The organism is Burkholderia sp. PR2 (genome assembly GCF_052372875.1).
GTDB classification, from domain to species: Bacteria; Pseudomonadota; Gammaproteobacteria; order Burkholderiales; family Burkholderiaceae; genus Burkholderia; species Burkholderia diffusa.
Genome location: NZ_JBQRWH010000003.1, coordinates 1 through 20,974, shown reverse-complemented (window position 1 = coordinate 20,974; position 20,974 = coordinate 1). Strand labels below are relative to the sequence as shown.

Here is a 20,974-nt window from a genome sequence, read left to right as displayed (position 1 = left end):
ACCCACGAATACAAGGCGGCACGAGCGCGCCGCCTTGTCGCTTTGGCGGCCGTGCCGAGCAGTCGTTCAGTGTGGGTTTGCGTCGGCCGTCAGTGCATGCGTACAGTCCGTACGGTACTCGGTGGCGAGCCGGCGATTCGCCTCGTCAAGGTCGTCCGGGTAGTACGGGCCGCTGTGCGCGGGGTTATAGCCAACCTGTTCGAGTTCGATCAGCTCCCGCACCAGGTCCGCATGCGTGACCTCGCGCTGAGTGTGAACGAACGGGTAAGCGTTGCATTCCTGTGGCGTCAGGTGCGGTGCCGCGAACGCGGCGGTGCTGGCGCATGCGAGCAGCATGCAGGCGGTGGTAGTCGAAAGTTTCATCCGGTGGCTCCTGTTTTCGCGGCCCGATGCCGCATGACGTCAGCGTAGGCGGATCGCGCGACGACGCAGGCGACGCACGGATGAAACTTGTTTCACGCCTGTTCATGTGGTGCCGGATGAAGCTATTTTCATGTAACGCCGGGCGGCGATCGTGTCGTCTACGATAGTCGCGGGCGCAAGGTGTGCGCCCGTATTGAAGTTCATTGCGAGGACAGGCATGCGAGTACTGACGGTCGAAGACGATGCGGTGACCGCGAACGAAATCGTCGGCGAACTGACCGCGCGCGGGTTCGAGGTCGACTGGATCGACAACGGCCGCGAAGGGATGATGCGTGCGATGAGCGCGTCCTACGACGCGATAACGCTCGACCGGATGCTGCCGGGCGCCGACGGCATCACGATCCTGACCGCAATGCGCGCGGTCGGCATCGATACGCCGGTGCTGATGCTGAGCGCGCTCGGCGACGTCGACGAGCGCATCCGCGGCCTGCGAGCCGGTGGCGACGATTATCTGACGAAGCCGTTCGATTCCGGCGAGCTGAGCGCGCGCATCGAAGTGCTGCTGCGCCGCCGGCAGGCGTCCGGCGTGGCGCAGCAGACCCTGTTGAAGGTCGGCGCGCTCGAACTCGACCTCATTTCGCGCTGTGCGCGCCGCGGCACCGACGAAATCCCGTTATTGCCGACCGAATTCCGCGTGCTCGAATTCATGATGCGCAATGCGGGGCAGACGATCACGCGCACGATGCTGTTCGAAGCGGTATGGGGATATCACTTCGACCCGGGCACCAACCTGATCGACGTTCACATGGGTCGGCTGCGCAGGAAGATCGATCCGCCCGGCGTGCCGCCGATGATCCAGACGGTGCGCGGCTCGGGCTATACGCTCGCGTGACGGTGGCGAGCATGGATACGACCCGCGCGGCGAACTTCACGCGCCGCTGGCATACGACGACGTTTCGCTGGCTGTGCGCATACGCGGCGATCTTCTCGGTTTCACTGCTGTTGCTCGCGGGCGTGATCAGTTTCGCCGCGACGCACACGATGACGCGCGACACCGACGAGGTGCTGGCGTGGCAACTGATCTATTTCGATTCGATTCCCGATTCGGCGCTGCCATTCGCGATCCATCGCCGACTCGAGCATGAGCATATGCATACGAGCTTCTACGGGCTGTTCGACGTGGCGGGGCGCCGCGTGGCCGGCGACATAGCAGTGCTGCCGCCGCTGCGCACTGACCGCCAGGGCCGCTCGCTGGACCGTACGCTCGAACCGCTGGACGGGCAGCCCGCGCCGATCACGCGCGCGATGGCCGTACGTCGCGACAACGGCATGACGCTGGTCGTCGCGCGCGACCTGTCGCATTTCATCCAGATTCGCGAGGTCGCCATCCGCGGGCTCGTGATCGGTGGCGTGCTGATCCTAATCGCGGGCATCGCGGGCGGCAGCATGCTCGGCATGCGCCAGATGCGTCGGGTCGCCGCGATCCGGCGCGTGACGCGGCAGATCGCCGAGGGCGATCTCGGCAAGCGATTGCCGGTCGGTCGCTACGACGAACTGGATCTGCTCGCGCATCTCGTGAACCACATGCTCGACGAGGTCGAGCGGCTGATGGGCGAGGTGCGTCATACGTGCGACGGCATCGCACACGACCTGCGCACGCCGCTTGCGCGCGTGCATACGATGCTCTCGCGGCTCGCCGAGCAAGCACGTTGCGCGCACGATCCGGCGTCGGCCGCGCTGCTGGCATCCGCACGCGACGAGACCGACCGATTACTCGAACGCTTTCGCGCGATGTTGCGCATCTCGGAGATCGGCACGCTGAGCCGGCGCGGTGGTTTTGCCGAGATTGACCTTGCGGCGCTGCTGCGCGACGTGTGCGAGCTGTACGAACCGCTGGCCGACGCGGTCGACGTCGCATTCGTGCTCGACGCGGCGCCAGTCGGCGGTATTCATGGCGACCGCGCACTGCTGTTCGAGGCGTTCAGCAATCTCGCGGACAACGCGATCAAGTTCACGCCGCCGGGCGGCCGAGTGCGCGTCGCGCTCCATTCAACGCCGAGCGGCCCGCTCGTGCGGATCGATGACACCGGGCCCGGCATCCCGCCCGATGAGCGCGACGCGGTGCTCGAGCGTTTCTATCGGGGCGAGCGCACGCGCCATGTGAGCGGTTCTGGGCTTGGGCTGAGCATCGTCTCGGCGGTGATGCGCGTGCACGGCTTTGCGCTGCAGATCGGCGATGCACCGCTGGCCGGTACGGCGATCACGGTCGAATGCTGGCCGCGTTCGCTCGCATGACGGCGTCGGGGAACGATCGATGCGCATCCTGCTGATTTCCCCGCCGAACCCGGAGGCGGCGCGGCTCGACAAGGCATTTCGCGAGAGCACGCATGGCGTCGAGCAGGTCGAGGGATTGCGCGACGGCTGCTTCGCGGCGACGCAGGACCGTTTCGACGCGATCGTGATTGTCGCATCCGACAAATCCGCCTGCATGGCCACACTCGACACGTTGCCGCGGTTAGCCGCATCGGCCAGCGGCGCGGCGATCGCCCTGATCGTCACCGGGTCGACACCCGGACAGCGGGCGGGGATGCTGCAGGCCGGTTGCGACGTGTGCCTGCCGCATCCATGTTCGTTCGTGGAATTGCACGAACGCCTTCGCGCGCTCTGGCGTCGATCGGGCGCTGCGCCACCGCCTTCGTCGATCACGCTCGACGCAGCGGCGCGGGTGCTCGAGGAGGGCGACCGCAGGTTGCGGCTCAGTGCGCGGGAGTTCCGCCTCGTCGAGTGCCTGTTGCGCGAATCGGGGCGGCCCGTCAAACGCGCCGCGGTGTTGCGTTATGCGTGGGGGGACGCGGACATTGAACCGGAAACGGTCAACGCGCTGGTCGTTCGGTTGCGCCGCAAGCTGGCTGCTCACGCGTTCTCGACGCGCATTGAAACCGTCGCGCGATATGGGTTCAGGCTTGACGCAAGCGGGTGACGAAGCGTGAGCCGCGATGCAGTACCACGACGGGCTCGAGGGCTGTCGATCAGTGCCGGGCAGCCGCGCATCGTGCGCGACCGTCCGGTGGCATCGAATCAATGCGAATAGAGTTCGCGATTGAGTTGCGCGAGTTGGCCATCGCGCTCGGCCCGGACCAGTTCCCGATAGACTTGCGCGCGCGTCAGCGGCGCCGGCGGCGCATTCCATGCATCGTGTGTCGGCGCTGGCACAGCCGCCGCGAGCGCTCGCGGCGTGGCGGCCGACGTTGTGCCGGCCCGGACGGGTAACGCGACGCAAAGGGCGGAGAGCAGAGTGGCGAACAGCAATGTCTTCATGGCGTGATCCTCGTTTCGAACGGAAGAGGCCGGCGTCGCTCGCGCGACGACGGCCGGAAACACTTTATCGGGCGCGGGCATGCAAAGGCCCGGCGTGCCGATTAAGAAAGGTTCATGAGCGTGCGGCGCGCCAGCCGCCACCGAGCGCGCGCACGAGCCCGACCGACGCTCGCAGCCGTCGCGTGTTGGTGTCGAGCGCCGAGATTTGCGCATCGAGTTCGGTCGTCTGCGCCGTGACCACGTCGAGATAGCTGACCGCACCGTCGCGATAGCGCGACATTGCGAGCGCAAGCGACTGGCGCGCCGCGACGAGCGCCGCGTCGTCCTGGTCGGATTCGTCGCCGAGACGGTGCAGCAGCGCGAGATCGTCCTCGACTTCGCGGAACGCCTGCAGCACGACGGCGCGATAGCGCGCACCCTGCTCGGCGAATTGCGCCTGTGACTTGCGGACGCCGGCGGCACGCAGCCCGCCGTCGAACAGCGTCATCGCGAGACGCGGCCCGATCGACCAGATCTCGTTCGGCGCGGCGAGCCACGGCGAAAACGTATCGCTCTGGAAGCCGGCATCGAGGCCGAGCGACAGGTCGGGGAAATAGGCCGCGCGGGCGACGCCGATGCGTGCGTTCGCGGCTGCGACGCGGCGTTCGGCCGCGGCGACATCCGGCCGGCGTTCGAGCAGCGTCGACGCGAGCCCGGTCGGAATCGACGGCACGTCCGGCAGTGACGCGACGGGCGGCAGCGTGAACGTCGACGCCGATGCGCCGACGAGCGCGGCGATCGCGTGTTCGTCGAGTGCGCGGCGCGCAGCGATGTCGGATGCACGCGCGTGGGCGAGCGAGAGTTGCGTTTGCGCACGCGACACGTCGAGCCCGGACGCGAGGCCGCCGCGATGACGGCTGACGGTCAGCTGCCACGCGCGGCGATACGTGTCGATCGTTTGCGCGAGCGTGTCCGCTTCACGGTCGAGCCCCGCGAGGTCGAAGTAGGTGCTGGCGACGCCGGCCTGCAGGCTGAGCCGGACCGACGCGAGATCGTCGTCGGCCGCCTGCGCGTCGTCGCGGCCGGCCGCGACCGCGTTGCGGACCTTGCCCCACAGATCGACGTCGTAGCCGAACCCCGCTTCGAGCGTGTTCGACTCATAGGTATCCGGCTGGCCGCTGCCGCGCAGCGGCCGGCGCGCGGACTGACGATCGCGGTCGGTTTCGGCATCGATACCCACGGTCGGCAGCAATGCCGCATGCGCCTCGTCGAACAGCGCGGCGGCTTCATCGTGCCTTGCGACGGCGGCGGCCAGGTCGGGATTCGCGCGCACGACGAGCGGTTCGAGCCGGTCGAGCGTCGCGTCGCCGTACACGCGCCACCAGCCGTCGCGCGGCAGGCGATCGGCTGGTACGGCATCGACCCACGCACCCGTTTCGCGAAACGCGGCCGGTACCGGAACGGCTGGCGTGCGATAGGTCGGCGCCAACGAGCAGCCGGCGAGCAGCGCGATGCTGCCCAGGCAGACAGCGAGCAGTCGGTCAGCCATGCGTACGCTCCGTCGCCGCGGCGCGGGCGATACGCACGGGGTCGCCATTCGCGAGCGAATCGGGTGGATTGTCGATCACGCGGTCGCCAGCCGCGAGCCCCGATGCGATCTCGACGCGCGTGCCGAGATCGGTCGCGATCGAGACGTTGCGCAGCTGCGCATGCCCGGTAGCATCGAGTACGGCGACTTGCAACCCGTCGTGGCGGAAGATCAGCGTGCTTGCCGGAATCGACAGCGCATGCGCGGCGCCGGGCATCGCGATCCGCACCTGCGCGTACTCACCGGGGAACAGCGTGCCTGCCGGGTTGGCGATCGAGAACTGCGCGAGCAGCGTGCCGGAAGCCGGGTCGATCGATTGGGCGGAATCCGCGAGCGTCGCGTCGAACGTCATGCCGGGGCGCTCGGGCACGGTCAGCGCGACGCGCATGCCCGCGCGAATCGCGGCTGCGTCGTCTTGCGGAACGTGGACGTACAGCCGCAGCCGCCGCGCATCCGAGACGGTGAAGAGCGCGGCGCCGTTGCCGCTGCCGGCGTCGATCAGTGCACCGACATCGGTCTTGCGGGCCGTCACGATGCCGTCGAACGGTGCGGTGAGCCGCTTGAACGATTCGAGCGCTTCGAGCCGCCGTACGTTGGCGGTGCTCGCCGCGACGGCCGCGCGTTTCGCGTCGAGGTCGCTGCGTTTCTCGTCGGCCTCCTGCTGCGAGACGGAATCCTGCGCGAGCATCTCGGCCCAGCGGGCGGCCGTGACGGCCGCAAGGCGCTCGTTCGCTCTCGCGCTCTGCAGGTCGGCGCGTGCCTGCTGCAACTGCTGGTCGAGATCGGGCGTGTCGATCGACGCGAGCAACTGGCCGGCTTTCACATGCGCGCCGATGTCGGCGTACCACACATGCAGGTAGCCCGGCACGCGCGCATAGATCGGTGCGTCGACATACGCGTCGAGGCGGCCCGGCAGCACGAGTGCGTCGGCCGCGGCCGGCTGCGGCGCGACCGTTGCGACGGTCGGGATCGCTTGCTGCGCGGTCCACGCGGCGACCGCGTGCGCGTCATGCATGCGGGCGAAGACACCGGCGGCCGCGACGGCGAGCGCGCCGACGGCGCCTGCGATCGCGAGCGGCTTCAGATAGCGCGGCGTGCCGGGGGGGCGGACTTCGAATTCAGTGGACATGCTGTTCTCCCGGAGTGACGGAAAGGGATTCGGGGCGCGGCGCGCGATCGCGCCGGTGGACGAGGCTGAACACGACGGGCACGAACACCAGCGTCGCGACGGTCGCGCACAGCAGGCCGCCGATGACGGCGCGGCCGAGCGGGGCGTTCTGTTCGCCGCCGTCGCCGAGACCGAGGGCCATCGGCGCCATGCCGATGATCATCGCGAGCGCGGTCATCATCACGGGCCGAAAGCGCGTGAAACCGGCCTCGAGCGCGGCGACGGCCGCGTCGGCGGTGTGCGCGAGCCGTTCGCGCGCGAAGGTGACGACGAGGATGCTGTTCGCGGTCGCGACGCCCATGCACAGGATCGCGCCCGTCAACGCCGGCACCGACAGCGGCGTGCGCGTGACGAACAGCATCCAGACGATGCCGGCGAGCGCAGCCGGCAGGCCGCTCACGATCACGAACGCGTCGCGCCACGAATGGAAGTTCACGACGATCAGCAGGTAGATCAGCAGTACCGCGCCGGCGAGGCCGGCGAGCAACCCGCCGAATGCGCCGTTCATCGTCTGCACCTGGCCGCGCACGGTCACGCGCGATCCCTTCGGCAGGTCGGCGGCGCTCGCGCGCAGCACGCGTTCGATGTCGGCGCTGACCGCGCCGAGATCGCGATCCTGCGTCGTCGCGAAGATGTCGTACAGCGGTGCGATGTCGTAGTGCGACACGACCGCGTCGGTCTGTCCGCGCACGATCGTCGCGAGGCCGCCGAGCAGTTGCGGGGCGCCCGTGCGGCCCGTGACGGGCAGTGCGCGCAGGTCCGACAGCGACGTCATCCGGTACTGCGGCGTCTGCGCGACGATCGGGTAGGACACGCCGTTGTGCGGATCGAGCCAGTAGGTCGGTGAGACCTGGCTCGTGCCGGACAGGCTGGCGACCACCGCATTGGTGACGTCCTGCTCGGTGATGCCGAGCTGCGCGGCGCGCGCGCGGTCGACCGACACCGTGAACTGCGGATAGGTCGATGCCTGCTGCACGCGCGCGTCGGCGACACCCGGCACCGTGCGGATGCACCGCAACAGCTCGGTCGCATACGCGCGGTTGGCCGCCCGGTCGGGGCCCGTTACCTGCACGTCGATTGGCGCCGGCGCGCCGAAGTTGAGGATCTGGCTCACGATGTCGGCGGGCAGGAACGAGAACGTCACGCCCGGAAAGGCACGTGGCAGCTCGGTACGCAGTTGCTTCACGTAGCCGGCCGTCGGCGCGTGGTCGCCCGTGAGCGACACGAGGATGTCGCCGTCCTGCGGGCCGATCGTGCCGCTGTTGCTGTACGTGAGGTTGATCCCGCTATTGGGCAAACCCATGTCGTCGACGATGCTCGCGAGCGAACGCGGCGGCACGACACCGCGCACCGTGTGCTCGACGCGGTCGAACAGCGCGGCCGTTTCCTCGATGCGCGTGCCGATCGGTGCGCGCACGTGGATCGCGATTTCGCCCGAGTCGACCGACGGGAAGAAATTGCGGCCGAGCCCCGGCACCAGCACGCACGACACGGCGACCGCCGCGAGGAACCACACGACGAAGCGGGCGCGGTGGGTGAGGGCGAGGCCGAGCACGACGCGGTAGCCGGCGCGCAGCGCGTCGAAGCGGCGCTCGAAGCCCTGCTGGAACGCGGAGAGCGGATTGCGTGCGCGCGGCGGCGCGAACGGCGCGCCGTGCGGTGCGAGCACGGCCGCCGGGTGCGGGGCATGCGGCTTCAGCACGTAACGGGCCATCATCGGCACAAACGTGCGGGACAGCACGAACGACGCGATCATCGCGAAGATCACGGCTTCGGCCATCGGCACGAACAGGAAGCGCGCGACGCCGTCGAGCAGCAGCATCGGCACGAACACGATGCAGATGCACAGCAGCGACACGAAGGCCGGCGCGACGATCTGCGATGCGCCGTCGAGGATCGCGCTGCGCACGTCCTTGCCCTGTTCCAGATGCCAGTTGACGTTTTCGATCGTGACCGTCGCGTCGTCGACCAGAATGCCGACCGCGAGCGCGAGCCCGCCGAGCGTCATCACGTTGAGCGTCTCGCCCGCGGCGGCGAGCGCGGCGATCGCCGCCAGCACCGCGAGCGGAATCGACGCGGCGATGATCAGCGTCGAGCGCCAGCTGCCGAGGAACAGCAGGATCATCGCAGACGTGAGCGCGGCGGCGATCAGGCCTTCGCGCGCGACACCGCTCACGGCCCCCTTGACGAACACCGACTGGTCGCCCATCACGACGAGCCGGAGCGACGGCGGCAGTGTCGCCTCGATACGCGGCAACTGCGCCTTGACGCCCGCGATGATGTCGAGCGTCGACGCCGAGCCGCTTTTCAGCACGCTCATCAGCACCGCGCGGCGGCCGTCGACGCGCACGATGTTGCCCTGCGGCGGAAAGCCGTCGCGTACGTGCGCGACGTCGCGCATGAAGATGACCGCGCCGTTGACGGTCCGGATCGGCAGCGCATTGAGCTGGTCGATGGACAGCGGGCTGTCGTTGAGGCGGATGTTGTACTCGAAGCCGCCGATCTTCTGCGTGCCGGCCGGAATGATCTGGTTCTGCTGCGCGAGCGCGGTCGCGACGTCCTGCGCGGACAGCCCCTTGGCCTGCAGTGCCTGCGGATCGAGATCGATCTGCACTTGGCGCACCTTGCCGCCGTACGGCGACGGAATCGCGACCCCCGCGACCGACAGCAGCTGCGGCCGGATCACGTTGGTCGCGTAGTCGCCGAGCTGCTGTTCGTTCAGCGTGTCGCTCGTCAGCGCGAGCTGCAGCACGGGCACCGTCGACGCGTTGTAGTTGAGGATCTGCGGCGGCGTGGTGCCGGGCGGCATCTGCTTGAGCACGGTTTGCGAGATCGACGTGACTTGCGCGGTCGCGGTGCGGATATCGACGCTCGGCTGGAAGAAGATCTTGACGATCCCGAAGCTGCGGAACGATTGCGACTCGATGTGCGCGACGTCGTTGACCGTCGTGCCGAGCGTGCGCTCGTAATACGTGACGATGCGCCCCGACATGTCGGCCGGCTGCAGGCCCGCGTAGTTCCAGACGACGCTGATGACCGGAATCCGGATGTCGGGGAAGATGTCGGTCGGCGTGCGCAGTGCCGCGAGCGGCCCCGCGATCAGGATCAGCAGCGCGAGGACGATGAAGGTGTAAGGGCGCGCGAGCGCGAGTCGGACGAGTTTCAGCATCGGCGAGGTCTCCGCCGGCGCGGGGCGCCGGCCTGTCAGCGAGGTGCCGAAGCGTGGCGGGAGCCCGGTTCGGCTCTCGCAGTGTGCGTGGCGCCGCTTAACGCCGGGCGCCGGTCAGGATGAAAGATGTTTTAGTAATCGGCACGGCGGTCGCGGCGACCGCTAGCTCGAAATTTTGTTCGAGCGCGAGCTTACCCGTGACGACCGTAAGATCGAGTTGGCCAAGTCTCAATTCGACTCGATTCATGCTAGGAACGTTCGTAAATACATCAGGAATGGCGTTCAGGTGCTGCCTTATGCGAGAGAGTCACCGTAGTGAAGCCAGGGTCTCAGTGTATTTTCTCCGGTCGATATGCATCGGTCAGTATTCCCGAGCTCATATTGTCGAAAGAAGTTGGCCAGTATTGCGAAGCCGCTCGAGCGCTGCGTAGAGCGTCGGCGCGATGTGCGCATCGATCCGGCGCATGTACGGACAGGTCAGCACCGCGATCGCATGGCCGTCGGCCCCTAGGATCGGCACGCTCAGATCGGTTATTCCGTATGCCTCGCGGCTGTCTTGGCGGAGGTAGCCGGCCTGTCGAATGGACTGGCATGCATACGCGAGTTCCTGCTCGTTCAGCGGCGCTTTATCCTTGATCTTACGATAGTCGGCCAGCATTTGTGCGCGCTGATCGGGATCCTGGAACGACAGCATCACGCGCCCTGACGTAGTGTTGGCGAGCGATATACGAGAGCCTAGCCTGACCGATATTCCCCAAGTGCCGGGCCCGTCGACTTGAGCGATCACGAGCAGGCTGCCGCGATCGTAGACGGACAGGTGGCACGATTGTTCAACTGCATCGGCGAAACGCTGCATCTTTGGCATCGCATCGGTAATAAGACGGTTCGTCGGCGGATGCTGGTGCGCAAGTGCGAACAACTTGAGGCTGAGCGAATAGCGATCGCCCCCGGTCAAACGCATCACGTAGCGGCGCGTGACGAGGCGTTCGAGCATGCGGAAGAGTTCTCCCGCGCTGCGGCCGAGTTCCGTCGCGATTTCGGTACGGGTGAGTCCTTCTTTCTGCCCGGCCAAGAGTTCGAGAATGTCGAGACCCTTGTCGAGCGCCGGCGCGCGATAGCGATCGATTGTCCCGTTCAATTCCAGCGGGTCGCAGTCGGGTAGCATGCTGTTAGGTCTTTGTGGCATGGTGAGTGATGTCCTGGAGCTAGTGTCCTGTTCCGTTTTTAACTGGTCTATGTTCACGTAGCATGTTGAGGTCAACGGAACGGGAGACGTCAGCATGGTGATGGGGCGACCGAAGGCGGAACTGGTGCTGAGCGAAGACGAGCCTTCGCAACTGATGTCGATAGCGCGCTCTCGCTCGATTTCGGCTGCGCTGGTCTCGCGGGCGCGCATCGTGCTGGCCGCGGCTGACGGCGAGCCCAATAGCGCGATCGCGTAACGCCTGCAACTCACGCGTGCCACGGTGGGCAAGTGGCGTCTGCGGTTTCTGGAGCAGCGAAGCAACGGACTCTACGACGAAGTACGTCCCGGCAAGCCACGCACCATCGACGACGAGCGGCTGGCCCAACTGATTCACAAGACCCTGCACACGAAGCCGGCAGATGGATCCACTCACTGGAGCGTGCGCACGATTGCCGCCGAAACCGCCATCTCGCCGACGAGCGTGCACCGTTACTTCAAACTGCTGGGGCTGCAGCCGCACCGAAGTGAAAGCTTCAAGCTCTCGACCGATCAGTTCTTCATCGAGAAACTGCGCGATGTGGTCGGCTTGTACCTGAGTCCACCGGAGAACGCTCTGGTGCTGTGCGTGGACGAGAAGAGCCAATGTCAGGCGCTCGAGCGTACGCAACCCATGCTGCCGATGGGTTTCGGCTACGTTGAAGGCGTCACTCACGATTACGTCCGTCATGGCACCACGACGCTGTTTGCCGCTCTGAATATGCTCAATTGTGTGATTCATGGACATCGTTTCAACTAGAATGAGGCGATGGACCGTGAGATCGCCGCACGATTACGTTGGGTGCGCATGTATCACGAGACCGGCAATGCCGGTCTCGTGTGCACGCGTTGTGGCATCTCTAGGCCAACGCTTCGCAAGTGGCTGCGCCGCTACCAGGAAGCGGGAGAGGACGGTCTTCGTTCTCAAAGCCGTCGCCCTCTGACCAGCCCGAATCGAAAGGTCTCTGACGCAGATAGGGCAACGATTCTTCGCCTGCGGGCTGAGCGCAAGGGTGCACGGCGGATTCAGAACGAATTGCGTCTGCACGAGCAAAGAGAACTATCCCTCGCGACCATTCATAAGGTTTTGTGCGAAGCGACCGTGAAGCCTTTGGTTCGCCCCAGGAGGCAGGTATAACCGAGGCGCTACAGTCGTCCGGTGCCCGGAGACCGCGTCCAGATAGACACGATGAAGATTGCGCGAGGCGTCTACCAGTACACGGCCATCGATGACTGTTCCCGGTTTCGTGTACTGGCCGTCTACCCCCGAAGAAATGCCCGAAATACGCTGCTTTTCCTTGATCGTGTCATCGAGGAGATGCCGTTTCCGATTCAACGTGTCCAGACCGACCGCGGCGGCGAGTTCTTCGCTGGATCTGTGCAGCGGCGCCTGATGAGCGAGTACATCAAGTTCCGGCCAATTCCACCACGCTCGCCGCACCTTAATGGCAAGGTTGAACGCTCGCAGCTTACTGACCCGAACGAGTTCTGGTTCCACCATGCTCCGACAGAGCAGGCAATCGACTTGCGAATCGAAGAGTGGCAGTTCGACTACAACTGGCGTCGGCCACACGGCTCACTCGGTGGGAAGACTCCTGTTGACCGCATTGCGGAGCTGGGTGAAATCACACCTCTCGCGGACGAGGTGGTAAGTGCGTACGACGAGCGGAAAGAGCGAATTCGGCACCGCGAATGGCGGGTCGACAAGATTCTCGGCGAACATCATCGGCGCGCGTCGGAACTCGTGTCTCCTACCGGCGCCACGGGTTCCGACGCGCCACAGAAACGGCCGTCAAGAAAGTGAAACGATGTCTGCGAATCGCACACTTGACGATATGAAACGGATGCTCGACCCGCGCGCGGATTTGTGCCTTGGTTCGCTCGACCGCGGTCACCAGATCCTTCAGCGGACCGTCCTGCATCGCCTTAATCTTTCCGCGCTTGGCCGCCACACGCCATTTCACCGGCTTGCCCTTCATTTCGTCGCGTTTGTCCACGCCGACATAGCCCGCATCGCCGAACGCTTCCTCTTCAAGCCCGTGCAGCAGCGGATGGGCTTGCGAAACATCCGACACGTTGGCAGACGTGCCGACCACGCTGTGAACCAGTCACGAATCGGCATCGATGCCGATGTGCGCCTTCATGCCGAAGTTACCTTTCTTTGTCTGATGCATTTCGGGGTCGCGACTCTGCTCGGCGTTCTTGGTCGATGACGGTGCTTCGATGATCGTCGCATCGGCCAGCGTGCCTTCCTTCATCATCAGTCCGCGTTCGCACAGCGAGATGCCAGTCTCGCCGAACAGCTGCGCGTCAGTTCATGTTCGAGAAGCAGGCGCCGGAACTTCAGCAGCGTGGTCGCATCCGCCACGTTCTCGACGGCCAGATCAATCCCTGCAAGCGCCCGCATCGCGATGCTGTCGTACAGCGCGTCCTCCAGCCCTTCGTCCGACAGGCTGTACCACTGCTGCAGAAAGTAGATTCGAAGCATCCGTTCCAGACCGATCGGCGGGCGGCCGCGCTCACCCTTCGGGTAGTACGGCTCGATTGCCATCAGCAATCGCGACCACGGCACCAGCTTCTCCATCTAGTCCAGGAAACGCTGGCGCCTGGTCACGCGCTTCTTGCCTGCGCTTTCCGCTTCCGCAAAACTCATTTGCCGTTTCATCGTCGTGGGTTCGTTCCGTGAACTATCTTCTACAACGTCCTCGGATGCGTCCCCGATGACCACCGAGCCGGACAAATCAGTGTTTCCCTAGCTCGTGTTCATAGACCGGTGGTCAATCGATGTTTCTTATGAAAGCAAATCGACCGTTCGTCGGTTGACGTTCACTGATGGGTCAACGCTCAATCAGACTACCATTTCCCCTCCCTCATAGCACGACGCCAATAGGGATGCCGGCAAACGCTGTTGGCATTTGCCAGCGATTGCAAGACTTCCCGGAATTAGAAGTGATGCGTCATACCGAGACGAACGACGGCCTGCTTATTGGTACTTGAAGGATTTAAGCCCGCGATCTGAGCGAACTGAGCATCGCCTGACGCACGTTGCAAGGCAGCCATGGCGTATATGTCTGTCCGTTTCGAAAGCGAATATTGAGCAATCAAGTTGATCTGCTGATATTTTGGTGTGCTGTCAGTCGCGTGGTCGCGTCCCGCTGTGTATGTATAGCCGCCAGCTAACGCCAGGTTTTCTCTCAACGAGTAGATCGCCGCGAGCTCGTAATTCTGGAACGTAACGTTTTGCCCTGCGTCGCCGTGCTGGAACGTCGTATAGGTGAAGTTGCCTAGCAGCTTTACCTTGTCGAACTGGTACGACAGACCTGTTGCCAACACGGATTGGCTGCGTGCCTGTTCCAGTGCACTTCCGTACACGGTGTTGACGAAGCCTCCGCCACTCTGATAACTGGCGATCGCAACGCCAGGATTGTTCACGCGCAAGTACGCGACGCCAGCAGCCAGCCCCTGGAAACGGTAGGTCGCGCCCGCACTATAGCTTGCCTGATTGGAAAACTGGCCTGCTTGACCGCCGAGCGAGTAGTGTCCTTCGAATTGCAAGCCACCGAACGACGGGCTGACGTACTTGACCGCGTTGTTCACGGAGAATCCGTTATCCATGTTGTCCATGTCGTTCGGATGGGCGAAATACCAGCCGCCGTAATTTCCGTTGAGCGAGAACGGTTCGAGCATGTCGACGATCGTGTCCCATTGCTTACCGAACGTCAGCGTTCCCAAGCTATCGCTTTGCAGGCCAACGTAAGCGTTTCGAGAGAAGAGCTGATTGTTTCCTCCGAGGCTGCCATTGACGGAATTGAATCCGCTCTCGAGCCGAAAGATCGCCTTCAGGCCGTTCCCTAGATCTTCCTTGCCGACCATACCCCACCGGCTTCCCCACGGCACACCACTCGACATCTGGAAGACATGTCCGCCACTGTTGGGGACAATTTGGCCGTTGCTAGCCTTGACTTCGCTGTTTGCATAATCGATTCCAGTATCAATCACGCCGTAGAGCGTCACGCTGGATTCTGCGTGGGCGACGCTGAAAATTATCGACGACGTTAGCATCGCGCAAATGCGAATCGAGGTCGTCACGATTCCACTCTGGTTTTGTTGTTCGTTAAACATCTCTTCACCTTTCGAATCGTTGCTTTTTTATGAATATCTGCCGAATGACTGATTCGCTTACATGTCCCGCACGAACCAGGTCCGCTTCGCGGTGCCGAGCAGCGCGCGATATACGACCCACGATACGACGAAGGTGGCGGGCGCCGATAGCGACGCGGCGAACCCCGTCGCCTGGTTCAGCGCGAGCCCGACGAGTGCGCCGGCGAACCAGGCGGTCAGCCCGCCCGGGTTGAAGGTCGGCACATGGGCGTCGCGGCATTCGACGTCGTCGCCGACGAGTTGCCCGTAGCGATCCGACAGGATGTGCGCGAGCGCGACGCCGACCCATGCGACGACGAAGATGCCCTGGTACGCGAGCGCCTGCAGGATCCGCGAGAAGATGTCCGCCATCATCAGCGCGTAGACGACCGCGCCGACCACGAGCGCCCAGACGAACTTCGGCGCGCGCAGCCCGGCGACCTTCTGGAAGAACGCCTGCATGTTGACGGTCGCGAGGTAGTAGTTCGCGGTGTTGATGCGCGATTGCGTGACCCACACGAACAGCAATCCCCACACCCCCATTAGCTTCAGCAGCGCGAGCACGACCGACACTTCCGACAGCGTGCCGAGCCCGGGAATCGTGCTGACGAGATAGATGCCGGCCGCGCCGTTGACGAGGAACGTGACGAGATAGAACGGCATCCCGAAGTTGAAGCGGCCGTGATAGCCGGCGTCTTCCTTGCGGCCGAAGCGCGCGTAGTCGAACGTGAACATCATCAGCACCCACACGCCCATGTAGTAGACGAAGCACTGCCACCAGCCGCCGGCCGGTGCGCCGCCGGCGGGCCCGACATCGAGCCACGTGGCGTGATAGCCATATTCGGCCGTCGCGAGGCCGACCGCCGCGAGCAACCCGAACAGGTAGAACGGCAGCAGCACGCCGTTGAACTTGTCGAGCCAGTGCTGCACGCTGCCGAACACGAGCGGCACGCTGTAGCAGACGACGATCAGCGCGGCCCATTTGTAATCGAGCCCGGGAAACTGGTGATGCGCAGCAACCGCGATCACCGAGCCTTCGAACACCGCGTAGTAGATCGCCGTCGCGAAGAAGATCAGTGTCGCGAGCGCCGCGCCGGCGCTGCCGAACAGCACCCTCGAGAACAGCGCGACCGAGAGCCCCGTGCGGATCGCATAGCGGCTGATGATCGTGTTGACGAGGCCGTACGACACGACAGACAGCGCCATCCCGATCAGCGCGTTGCGCGCGCCGTAGGTGAGCGCGAGCGTGGCACCCACGACGATGTAGAACACCGCGCTGCACACGGCCCACCACGCCATCGTCAGCGAAAAGGGCGGCATGCGTGCGTGATCGGAAATGGCGAGCGTCGACAGGTCGAGATCCTCGTCGGTGCTGGCCTGAGCCAGGTTGGTCATGATCGTGCTCCTCAATGAGCAAAAACAGCGTACGACGTCTCGGCCGCGGCTCGTGCGATCCGCGGGGGTGCCCCGACGTCGGGCGGGCAACCGGTTCGGCAGGAACGGCGCGCAAGCGTCCCCGCCGTGCGGCGCGGGGCTGCACGGGCGGGAAGCGACAGCGGAAAAGAAACGTGGGGGCGTCAGGCGCCCGGCACGCGCGCCGGGCGCTCAGTCCCGCAGCACGGCGCGCAGCAGCGCGAGGCGCCGCTGGTACTCGCGGCGCGCGGCGAGCGCGTCGGCCATCGTCACGCGCACGAAGCGCGCACGGTGGTTGGGCTGCATCTGGCCGATCAGGTCCATGTCGGCGCTGATGACCGTACCGATCGTCGCGTAGCCGCCGCCCGACACCGCGTCGCGGTGCAGGATGATCGGCTCGAGCCCGGCCGGCACCTGGATCGAGCCGATCGGGTAGCACGCGTCGACGATGTTCGACGGATCGGCGCCCGCGCCGAACGGCTGCTCGCGCGACCGGAACTGCAGCGCGCGGCCGTTCTTGTAGCGGTAGCCGATGCGGTCGGCTTCCGGCGCGACCGTCCATTCGTCGTCGAAGAAGGTGCGGGCCGATTCGTCGGTGAGCCGGTAGTGGTACAGGCCCGTCAGTACGCGTAACTCGACTTGGTTGTCGAGCGGCCGGCTCACGGCCGCCGGCAACTCGCGCCCTTCGCGGTGCGAGCCAACGGCAGCGCCGATCGGCAGACGGTCGCCTTTCTGCAGGCGCCGGCCCGCATGGCCGCCGATCGCGCCGAGCGTGTAGGTCGAGCGGCTGCCGAGCACGACCGGCACGTCGATGCCGCCCGCGACGGCGAGATACGCGCGTGCGCCCGCCTTCACGTAGTTGAACGACAGCACGCTGCCCGCGCGGATCCGCAGCGCGACGTTGCAGCGCTGGCCGACGCCGTCGATCTTCGGCGTCATCTCGGCGCCGGTGACCGCGACCAGCGCATCCGTATGGAACAGCAGCTCGGGGCCGAGCAGCGTGAATTCGAGCACGGCGGCTTCTTCGGGATTGCCGACCAGCAGGTTCGCCGCACGCGATGCGTACTGGTCGAGCGAACCCGACGGCGGAATGCCGACGTGGTAGTAGCCTTGCCGGCCCATGTCCTGGACCGACGTCGCGAGGCCGGGTTTCACGACCTCGATCAGGTTGTGCGCGTCAGTTTGCATGCAGCACCTCGACGAGAGAGCGGTTATACGCATCGGGTTCGCGCAGGAACGCGTCGAGCGAGAATTTCACCGGGCGCACGCGCAGCGAGAAGGTGCCGGCCTCGACGGCCGCCACTGCCGCGTCGTACGTGTCGCGGTCGATCGGCTGGAACTTCACGATGTCGCCGGGCCTGAAGAACACCATGAACTCGCGCAGGTAGTCGAGCCGCTGCCCGGGATCGAAGATCGGTGCGGGCGTCACGCCGAACATCTGGTAGCCGCCCGCGCCGCGCACCGAGTAGATGCAGCCGAAACAGCCGCCGTGGCCGACGGTGAGCTTCGGCGTGTCGGTGCGCGGCCGCAGGTACTTCGGCACTTCGAGCTGCCGTTCGCGCTCGACCATCTGGTACATGAACGGCAGGCCGGCGACGAAGCCGACCATCGACACGAACCACGGCGAGCCCGAGTGCGCGGCGATGAATGCGTCGACGTCGCGCTTGCCGTTGATACGCGCCGCGTATTCGAGATCGGTCGACGACGGATCCTGGTGGCGCTCGCGAAACCGCATCAGCGTCTCGTGCGTCCACGGGTCGTTGTAGAGCACCGGCACCTCGACGATGCGCGTATCGAGTTCGAGCGGCGCGTCGCCTACCTCGGCCTCGATCGTCTTCAGCAGCGCGACGAGCGCATCGGGCTCGATCACGTCCGGGTCGTAGCGCACCTGGTAGGACGCATTCGCCGGACAGATCTCGGTGATGCCCGGCACCGCGCGGCGCTGCAGCTCACGTGTGATCGCCGTGCCCTTGAAGAACGCCTCGAGCGACATCGATTCGCTGATTTCGACGAACACGAACTCGTCGCCGCCAAACGTATAACGGGTCGTCACATCGCCTCCCCGACGCGCACGGCGTCTGCGTTTTCGGCTGCGTGTTGCTGCGCGGCGGCGGTTGCGGCTTCGCGCCATCGTGGCATCCACGCTTCGAGGAAATTCGTGTGATAGCGCCCGGCGCGCACGTCGTCGTCCGCGAGCAGCGCGACGTGCAGCGGCGCGGTCGTCTTCAGGCCGCCGACGTGCAGCTCGCCCAACGCGCGGGCCAGGCGCCGCAGCGCCGCCGCGCGGCTCTCGTCGTGCACGATCAGCTTGGCGAGCAGCGAATCGTAGAACGGCGGCACGACGTAGCCCGGATAGAGCAGCGAGTCGACGCGCACGCCGGGGCCGGTGGGCCACACGAGCTCGTCGATCCGACCGGGGTTCGGGCGGAAATCCTGCAACGGATCTTCCGCGTTGATCCGGCATTCGAGTGCCGCGCCGCGCATCGCGATGTCGTGCTGCGCGAAGCGCAGCGGCTCGCCGTCGGCGATACGCAGTGTCTCGCGCACGAGATCGATGCCGGTGATTGCCTCGGTCACCGGATGCTCGACCTGGATGCGCGTGTTCATCTCGATGAAGTAGAACTCGCCGCGTGCGTCGTCAAACAGGTATTCGAGCGTGCCCGCGCTGCGATAGCCGACCTCTTGCGCGAGGCGCGTGGCCGACGCGCACAGCGCGTCGCGCTGCGCGGGCGTGAGCGAAGGCGACGGCGCTTCCTCGAGGATTTTCTGGCGCCGCCGCTGCAGCGAGCATTCGCGCTCGAACAGGTGGACGACGTTGTGGCCGTCGCCGAGCACCTGCACCTCGATGTGGCGCGCCCGAGCGATGAAGCGTTCGAGGTACACGCCGCCGTCGCCGAAGGCCGCCTGCGCCTCGCGCTGCGCGAGCGGCAGCTCGGTGTCGAGCTGTGCGGCGTCGTGCGCGACGCGGATGCCGCGCCCGCCGCCGCCGGCGGCCGCCTTGATCATGATCGGATAGCCGATGCGCGCGGCGACGTCCCGCGCTTCGTCGAGCGACTGCACGACGCCGTCGCTGCCGGGCACGGTCGGCACGTTGGCGCGCCGCGCGGTTTCGCGTGCGCGGGCCTTGTCGCCCATCGTGGCGATTACGTGCGAGTCCGGGCCGACGAAGATCAGGCCGGCCGCCTCGACCTGCGCGGCGAAGGCCGCGTTCTCGGACAGGAAGCCGTAGCCGGGATGGATCGCGTCCGCGTCGCAATGTCGCGCGGCGTCGAGGATGGCGGCGGGATTCAGGTAGCTTTTCGCCGCGTGCGACGAGCCGATGTGGATGGCTTCATCGGCCATGCGCGCGGCGAGACTGTCGCGGTCCGCGTCGCTGACCACGGCGACCGCGCGCATGCCGAGCTCGCGCGCGGCGCGGATCACGCGCACCGCGATCTCGCCGCGGTTCGCGACCAGTACGGTCTGGATCCGCGACGGACGGTAGAAGGTGTCGGGGGACGTTACCGGTTTCATCGCATCACCCCTCGATCCGCATCAGCACCTGGCCCGCGTCGACCGGCTCGCCGTCCTCGACGAGCAGCTCGACCACGCGCCCTGCCGCATCGGCTTCGATCTCGGTGAACTGCTTCATCACTTCGACGAGGCCGACCACCGCGCCGGCGTCGACCGTCGCGTCGACCGTGACGTAGTAGTCCGCATCGGGCGACGGGCGCCGGTAGAAGGTGCCCGGCAGCGGGCTGACGATATCGTGCAATGCCATCGTGTATCTCCTTGAATCAGTGATGGGCGGCGAGCGGTTGCGGCCCGGCGGTCCGGATGCCTTCGCGTATCAGCGCGTGGCGCGTGTCGCGCACGAGGTCGAGCGCGCCCGGCGTGTCGCTGTGGATGCAGACCGAATCGAAATCGATGTCGATGTCGTCGCCGTCGATCGTGCGCACCTTGCCGTCGATGCACGCGCGCAGCACCTTGTCGGCGACCTGGCGCGGATCGAGGCGGCCGACGCGGCGCGTGAACACGATCGAGCCGCTGCGGTCGTAGTCGCGGTCGGCGTAGAACTCGCGGATCACCGGCTGTTCGTACTCCATCGCAACGCGATAGGTGACCGATGCTTCCATGCAGTACAGCCACAGGCCAGGGTCGACGCGCTGCAGCGTCTCGATCAGCAGCCGCGAGAACGCTTCGTTGGTGGCCGCGTGCATGTAGAGCGCACCGTGCGGCTTGATGTGCTGCAGGCTCACGCCGTTGAGCCGCGCGAACTCGCGCAGCGCGCCGAGCTGGTACAGGATGTCGTGGACGAGCGCCTGCGGCGTTTCGGTGATCGTGCGGCGGCCGAAGCCGACCAGATCGCGAAAGCCGGGATGCGCGCCGATCCCGACGCCGGCGTCGCGCGCAAGCTGCACCGTGCGCGCCATGATGTTCGGATCGCCGGCATGAAAACCGGTCGCGATGTTCGCCGAGCTGATGAGCGGCATGATCTGCTCGTCGACGCCGTCGCCGATCGTCCACGGGCCGAAACCTTCGCCCATGTCGGAATTCAGGTCGACACTGTGCTTCCTCATACGGATCGTTCCTCCAGGTTCTCCGGTGTCGTTTGCGCCGGGGGCGCGGGCCGAA

General features: G+C 65.7%; 17 protein-coding genes and 3 pseudogenes. 5 read left to right on the top strand and 15 right to left on the bottom strand.

The features are described from left to right. Nucleotides 1-66 precede the first annotated feature (66 nt). Nucleotides 67-363: a DUF4148 domain-containing protein gene (locus ACT2FV_RS15695; RefSeq protein ID WP_059619724.1), complete on the bottom strand. Its 297-nt coding sequence runs from the start codon at nucleotides 361-363 to the stop codon at nucleotides 67-69. Between the two features lie 217 nt (nucleotides 364-580). Here ACT2FV_RS15695 and ACT2FV_RS15690 point away from each other — a divergent pair, with 217 nt between their 5' ends. From ACT2FV_RS15690 to ACT2FV_RS15680, 3 genes are read left to right on the top strand one after another with little or no spacing between them, the layout of a single operon-like run. Continuing rightward, the gene (locus tag ACT2FV_RS15690; protein ID WP_444504301.1) at nucleotides 581-1,255 is read left to right on the top strand and encodes a response regulator transcription factor; all 675 of its coding nucleotides are present in this window, start codon (nucleotides 581-583) and stop codon (nucleotides 1,253-1,255) included. An 11-nt stretch (nucleotides 1,256-1,266) separates the two neighbouring features. Beyond that, on the top strand, nucleotides 1,267-2,658 hold the full coding sequence (locus ACT2FV_RS15685; RefSeq protein ID WP_444504300.1) for a sensor histidine kinase: 1,392 nt from the start codon (nucleotides 1,267-1,269) through the stop codon (nucleotides 2,656-2,658). A 19-nt stretch (nucleotides 2,659-2,677) separates the two neighbouring features. Next, the gene (locus tag ACT2FV_RS15680) at nucleotides 2,678-3,343 is read left to right on the top strand and encodes a response regulator transcription factor (RefSeq protein ID WP_444504299.1); all 666 of its coding nucleotides are present in this window, start codon (nucleotides 2,678-2,680) and stop codon (nucleotides 3,341-3,343) included. A gap of 98 nt (nucleotides 3,344-3,441) precedes the next feature. On the opposite strand, the gene ACT2FV_RS15675 is transcribed toward ACT2FV_RS15680, so the two are convergent. The 6 genes from ACT2FV_RS15675 to ACT2FV_RS15650 form a co-directional block, all read right to left on the bottom strand. Continuing rightward, nucleotides 3,442-3,681 (bottom strand): DUF4148 domain-containing protein, encoded by a 240-nt coding sequence (locus tag ACT2FV_RS15675; RefSeq protein WP_444504298.1) that lies wholly within the window; start codon nucleotides 3,679-3,681, stop codon nucleotides 3,442-3,444. 112 nt (nucleotides 3,682-3,793) lie between these two features. Next, nucleotides 3,794-5,209 (bottom strand): efflux transporter outer membrane subunit, encoded by a 1,416-nt coding sequence (locus tag ACT2FV_RS15670; protein ID WP_444504297.1) that lies wholly within the window; start codon nucleotides 5,207-5,209, stop codon nucleotides 3,794-3,796. Next, nucleotides 5,202-6,377: an efflux RND transporter periplasmic adaptor subunit gene (locus ACT2FV_RS15665; protein WP_444504296.1), complete on the bottom strand. Its 1,176-nt coding sequence runs from the start codon at nucleotides 6,375-6,377 to the stop codon at nucleotides 5,202-5,204. Before ACT2FV_RS15665 ends, ACT2FV_RS15670 begins: the two co-directional genes overlap by 8 nt. Then, entirely contained in the window at nucleotides 6,367-9,585 is a 3,219-nt protein-coding gene (locus ACT2FV_RS15660; RefSeq protein WP_444504295.1) for an efflux RND transporter permease subunit, read from the bottom strand. Before ACT2FV_RS15660 ends, ACT2FV_RS15665 begins: the two co-directional genes overlap by 11 nt. 97 nt (nucleotides 9,586-9,682) lie before the next feature. Further along, on the bottom strand, nucleotides 9,683-9,832 hold the full coding sequence (locus ACT2FV_RS15655; RefSeq protein ID WP_444504294.1) for a hypothetical protein: 150 nt from the start codon (nucleotides 9,830-9,832) through the stop codon (nucleotides 9,683-9,685). Between the two features lie 129 nt (nucleotides 9,833-9,961). Further along, a complete protein-coding gene (locus ACT2FV_RS15650) occupies nucleotides 9,962-10,771 on the bottom strand; it encodes an IclR family transcriptional regulator (protein WP_444504293.1) in 810 nt (269 codons plus the stop codon). A 94-nt stretch (nucleotides 10,772-10,865) separates the two neighbouring features. Between ACT2FV_RS15650 and ACT2FV_RS15645 the strand changes: the two are divergent. Continuing rightward, a pseudogene (locus ACT2FV_RS15645) lies at nucleotides 10,866-11,537 on the top strand (IS630 family transposase); the annotation flags it as partial. A gap of 39 nt (nucleotides 11,538-11,576) precedes the next feature. After that, nucleotides 11,577-12,611 (top strand): annotated as a pseudogene (locus tag ACT2FV_RS15640) (IS481 family transposase). On the opposite strand, the pseudogene ACT2FV_RS15635 reads toward ACT2FV_RS15640, so the two are convergent. From ACT2FV_RS15635 to ACT2FV_RS15600, 8 genes and pseudogenes are all read right to left on the bottom strand, one after another. Then, nucleotides 12,607-13,472, bottom strand: a pseudogene (locus ACT2FV_RS15635) (IS5 family transposase); the annotation flags it as partial. The pseudogenes ACT2FV_RS15640 and ACT2FV_RS15635 sit on opposite strands and share 5 nt — an antisense overlap. A gap of 278 nt (nucleotides 13,473-13,750) precedes the next feature. Continuing rightward, entirely contained in the window at nucleotides 13,751-14,869 is a 1,119-nt protein-coding gene (locus ACT2FV_RS15630; protein WP_444504495.1) for a porin, read from the bottom strand. A 117-nt stretch (nucleotides 14,870-14,986) separates the two neighbouring features. Further along, nucleotides 14,987-16,342: a purine-cytosine permease family protein gene (locus ACT2FV_RS15625; protein ID WP_444504292.1), complete on the bottom strand. Its 1,356-nt coding sequence runs from the start codon at nucleotides 16,340-16,342 to the stop codon at nucleotides 14,987-14,989. 210 nt (nucleotides 16,343-16,552) lie between these two features. Next, nucleotides 16,553-17,548 (bottom strand): biotin-dependent carboxyltransferase family protein, encoded by a 996-nt coding sequence (locus ACT2FV_RS15620; RefSeq protein ID WP_444504291.1) that lies wholly within the window; start codon nucleotides 17,546-17,548, stop codon nucleotides 16,553-16,555. Then, nucleotides 17,538-18,413, bottom strand: coding sequence for a 5-oxoprolinase subunit B family protein (locus ACT2FV_RS15615; protein WP_444504290.1), 876 nt, complete (start codon nucleotides 18,411-18,413; stop codon nucleotides 17,538-17,540). The genes ACT2FV_RS15620 and ACT2FV_RS15615 overlap by 11 nt, the downstream gene beginning before the upstream one ends. Further along, nucleotides 18,410-19,873: an acetyl-CoA carboxylase biotin carboxylase subunit gene (locus ACT2FV_RS15610; protein WP_444504289.1), complete on the bottom strand. Its 1,464-nt coding sequence runs from the start codon at nucleotides 19,871-19,873 to the stop codon at nucleotides 18,410-18,412. Before ACT2FV_RS15610 ends, ACT2FV_RS15615 begins: the two co-directional genes overlap by 4 nt. 4 nt (nucleotides 19,874-19,877) lie before the next feature. Next, nucleotides 19,878-20,120, bottom strand: coding sequence for an acetyl-CoA carboxylase (locus ACT2FV_RS15605; RefSeq protein ID WP_444504288.1), 243 nt, complete (start codon nucleotides 20,118-20,120; stop codon nucleotides 19,878-19,880). A gap of 16 nt (nucleotides 20,121-20,136) precedes the next feature. Further along, the gene (locus ACT2FV_RS15600; RefSeq protein ID WP_444504287.1) at nucleotides 20,137-20,919 is read right to left on the bottom strand and encodes a 5-oxoprolinase subunit PxpA; all 783 of its coding nucleotides are present in this window, start codon (nucleotides 20,917-20,919) and stop codon (nucleotides 20,137-20,139) included. Between the last annotated feature and the right edge of the window lie 55 nt (nucleotides 20,920-20,974).